Source organism: Pseudomonas sp. GZD-209 (assembly GCF_049310485.1).
GTDB lineage: Bacteria > Pseudomonadota > Gammaproteobacteria > Pseudomonadales > Pseudomonadaceae > Aquipseudomonas > Aquipseudomonas sichuanensis.
The window spans coordinates 1-3,405 of sequence record NZ_JBMOWQ010000031.1 but is presented as its reverse complement, the minus strand read 5'-3'; the positions used below and the strand labels follow the sequence as shown (position 1 = coordinate 3,405).

Sequence of the window (3,405 nt, the reverse complement as noted above, 5' to 3'; positions counted from 1 at the left end):
GTTTTTCGGCGCCCCTTCTCCCCCCCCCCCCCCCCCCCTCACCCCCCCCCCCCCCCCCCCCCCCCCCCCGCTCCCACGTGTTTTCTATTGCGCACCATTACTGGAATAACTGGATACTAGAGTGTATACACTTCCCCCAAAACAATAATGTTCGGGGAACAAGGGCATGCGTATCTGGCGGCGGAGTATCCAGTGGCAATTGATCGCAAGCATGGGCGCGGCCCTGCTGGCGAGCATCCTGGTGGTGGTGGCGATCTACACCGTGGCGGTCAACCGCCTCACCGAGCGGTACCTGGTCGACACGGCGCTGCCGGCCAGCATCGAGGCGATCCGCAACGACATCGAACGCATGCTCGGTCGGCCTCTGGTGGCAGCGGCGGACATCGCCGGCAATACCCTGCTGCGCGATTGGCTGGCCGCCGGTGAGGATCCAGCGCAAGCACCGCGTTTCATCGAGTACCTGGAGGGCGCCAGGCAGCGCAACAAGGCCTTCACCACGATGTTCGCCGCCACTGCGAGCAACCACTACTACAACGAGAAAGGCCTGGATCGCACCCTCAGCCGTGCCAACCCCAAGGACAGCTGGTTCTACGGCTATATCGACAGCGGCGCCGAGCGCCTGGTCAATATCGATATCGACGGGGCCACCGGTGAGTTGGCGTTGTTCATCGACTATCGGGTGGAAAAGGATGGCCAGTTGGTGGGCGTGGCGGGCATGGGCCTGCGCATGAGCGAACTGTCCAAGCTGATCCACGACTTCAGCTTCGGTGAGCACGGTAAGGTGTTCCTGGTGCGCAACGACGGCCTGATCCAGGTGCACCCCGACCAGCAGTTCAGCGGCAAGCGCCAGCTCGCCGAGCAGCTTGATGCCGATGCGGCCAAGGCGGTGATGAGCGGCGGCCAGGGCCTGCGCAGCAGCCGTTTCAGCCGCGACGGTGAAACCTACCTGGCCCTGGGCCTGCCCCTGCGTGACCTGAACTGGACCCTGGTGGCCGAAGTGCCCGAGGCCGAGATCTACGCGCAGATGCGTCAGGCCGTGTGGCTCACCAGCCTGATTGGTGGTGGCGTGGCCCTGATTTCGCTGTTGCTGGTGGTACTGCTGGCGCGCGGGCTGGTACGGCCGATCCGCCAGGTCACCGCGGCATTGGTGCAGATAGGCAGTGGTGCCGGTGACCTCAGTCACCGCCTCGACGATTCGCGCCAGGATGAGCTGGGCGACCTGGCCAGGGGCTTCAACCGCTTCCTCGACAGCCAGCGCGGTTTGATCGGCGAAGTGTTGCGCACCACCGAACGCCTGCACCGCTCGGTTGAGCAGGTAACGCAAGTGGTGGACAACACCGCCGAACGCTCCGGGCGCCAGCAGGAAATGACCGAGATGGTCGCCACCGCCGTGCACGAGATGGGTTTGACCGTGCAGGACATTGCCCAGAATGCCGGCACTGCCGCCGTGGCTTCGCAGTCGGCACGCGACGAGGCACTGCAGGCGCGCGAAGTGGTGCGTCGGTCCATTCACAACATCGAAGGCATGTCTGGCGAGATTGGCAAGGCGGCCGACGCGGTCAGCCAGTTGGCCGACGAAGTCGCCTCTATCGACGAAGTTTTAGCAGTGATTCGCAGTATTTCCGAACAGACCAACCTGCTGGCACTGAACGCTGCCATCGAGGCGGCGCGGGCCGGTGAGATGGGCCGTGGCTTTGCCGTGGTGGCCGACGAGGTGCGCACCTTGGCCCGACGCACCCAGGTGTCCACCGACGAAGTGCAGCAGATGATCCAGCGCCTGAAGCAGGGCGCGGGCACGGCGGTGTCGTCGATGCAGGCGGGGCAGCAGGCGACCGGCAATGGGGTCGAGTCCAGCCAGCGAACGGGCACGTCGCTGGGGGCGATCACCGATCAGGTGGAGCAGATCAGCGACATGAACCACCAGGTGGCCACGGCGACCGAGGAGCAGTCGGCGGTGACCGAGGAGATCAACCGCACGGTGCAGGGCATTTCCGATTTGGCGCGGCAGACGGCGGCCGAGGTGCAAGGGTGCCGCGAGGAATGCCAGGCGCTGCGCGGGTTGGCCGATGACCTGGCGCGGCAGATGGGGGGGTTCAGGCTTTAATCGGTGTTGGATTCTTCGCGGGTAAACCCGCTCCCACAAGCTGATCACTGTCCTTGAAGACGGTGCCGTACCTGTGGGAGCGGGTTTACCCGCGAATGCGGTGGATCAGGCGCCGACGATGGCGCGGATATCCGCAGCCAACTCACGTACTCGTGCCTCTTCGGTATCCCACGAACACATGAACCGTGCCCCACCACTGCCAATGAAGGTATAGAAGCGCCAGCCTTTATTGCGCAGCGCTTCGATGGCAGGTTCCGGCATCTGCAGGAACACCCCGTTGGCCTCCACCGGGAACATCAGTTCCACGCCCGGCAAGTCGCTGACCAGCGACGCCAGCAGTTGCGCACACTGGTTGGCGTGGCGGCCATGGCGCATCCAGGCGCCGTCTTCCAGCAGCCCGACCCACGGCGCCGACAAAAAGCGCATCTTCGAGGCCAGTTGCCCGGCCTGCTTGCAGCGGTAGTCGAAGTCTTCGGCCAGTTTGCGGTTGAAGAACAGGATCGCCTCGCCCACTGCCATGCCGTTCTTGGTGCCGCCAAAGCACAGCACATCGACGCCGGCTTTCCAGGTCAGCTCCGCCGGGGTGCAGCCGAGGAACGCGCAGGCATTGGTGAAGCGCGCGCCGTCCATGTGCAGGTTCAGGCCCAGCTCTTTACAGGTGGCGCTGATCGCCTTGAGCTCGTCGGGGCGGTACACCGTGCCCACTTCGGTGGCCTGGGTGAGGGTCACCACGCGGGGCTTGGGGTAGTGGATGTCCTGGCGCTTGAGCGCCACTTCGCGGATCGACTCGGGGGTGAGCTTGCCGTTGACGCTGGGTGCGGTCAGCAGCTTGGAGCCGTTGGAGAAGAACTCCGGCGCGCCGCATTCGTCGGTCTCGACGTGGGCGGTCTCGGAGCAGATCACGCTGTGGTAGCTCTGGCACAGCGAGGCCAGGGCCAGGGAGTTGGCGGCGGTGCCGTTGAAGGCGAAGAACACTTCGCAGTCGGTTTCGAACAAGTTGCGAAAGTACTCCGAGGCGCGTTCGGTCCACTGGTCGTCGCCATAGGCGCGTTCGTGGCCGTGGTTGGCCTTTTCCATCGCGGCCCAGGCTTCTGGGCAGATGCCGGAATAGTTGTCGCTGGCGAATTGTTGGTTGTTATCGGTCATGACGCCTGTCCTTTTTTACGACGCAGGCACGCACTCTAAACCATCGATTTGGCGGTTGCCTATACAAGCCTTCCGAAAGGGTTAATGGCCTGTGGGGGCGGGCTTGCCCCGCGATTGCGGCGGCCCTGAAAGAGGTTTTACCAGTACTGACGCCA

General features: G+C 64.2%; 2 protein-coding genes and 1 pseudogene. 2 read left to right on the top strand and 1 reads right to left on the bottom strand.

Features of this window, described 5'->3' with window-relative positions; all coding sequences use genetic code 11:
* Positions 1–166 precede the first annotated feature (166 nt).
* A pseudogene (locus ACO6VM_RS05655) lies at positions 167–1,240 on the top strand (cache domain-containing protein); the annotation flags it as partial.
* A 126-nt stretch (positions 1,241–1,366) separates the two neighbouring features.
* Positions 1,367–2,104, top strand: a complete 738-nt coding sequence (locus tag ACO6VM_RS05650) for a methyl-accepting chemotaxis protein (protein WP_390966492.1) — start codon at positions 1,367–1,369, stop codon at positions 2,102–2,104.
* A gap of 105 nt (positions 2,105–2,209) precedes the next feature.
* On the opposite strand, the gene ACO6VM_RS05645 is transcribed toward ACO6VM_RS05650, so the two are convergent.
* Positions 2,210–3,250 (bottom strand): low specificity L-threonine aldolase, encoded by a 1,041-nt coding sequence (locus ACO6VM_RS05645; RefSeq protein ID WP_401057583.1) that lies wholly within the window; start codon positions 3,248–3,250, stop codon positions 2,210–2,212.
* Between the last annotated feature and the right edge of the window lie 155 nt (positions 3,251–3,405).

Bases quoted from the DNA above. Each gene is read 5' to 3' on its own strand.
- ACO6VM_RS05650 (WP_390966492.1), top strand. From the start codon at position 1,367: ATGACCGAGATGGTCGCCACCGCCGTGCACGAGATGGGTTTGACCGTG.
- ACO6VM_RS05645 (WP_401057583.1), bottom strand. From the start codon at position 3,250: ATGACCGATAACAACCAACAATTCGCCAGCGACAACTATTCCGGCATC.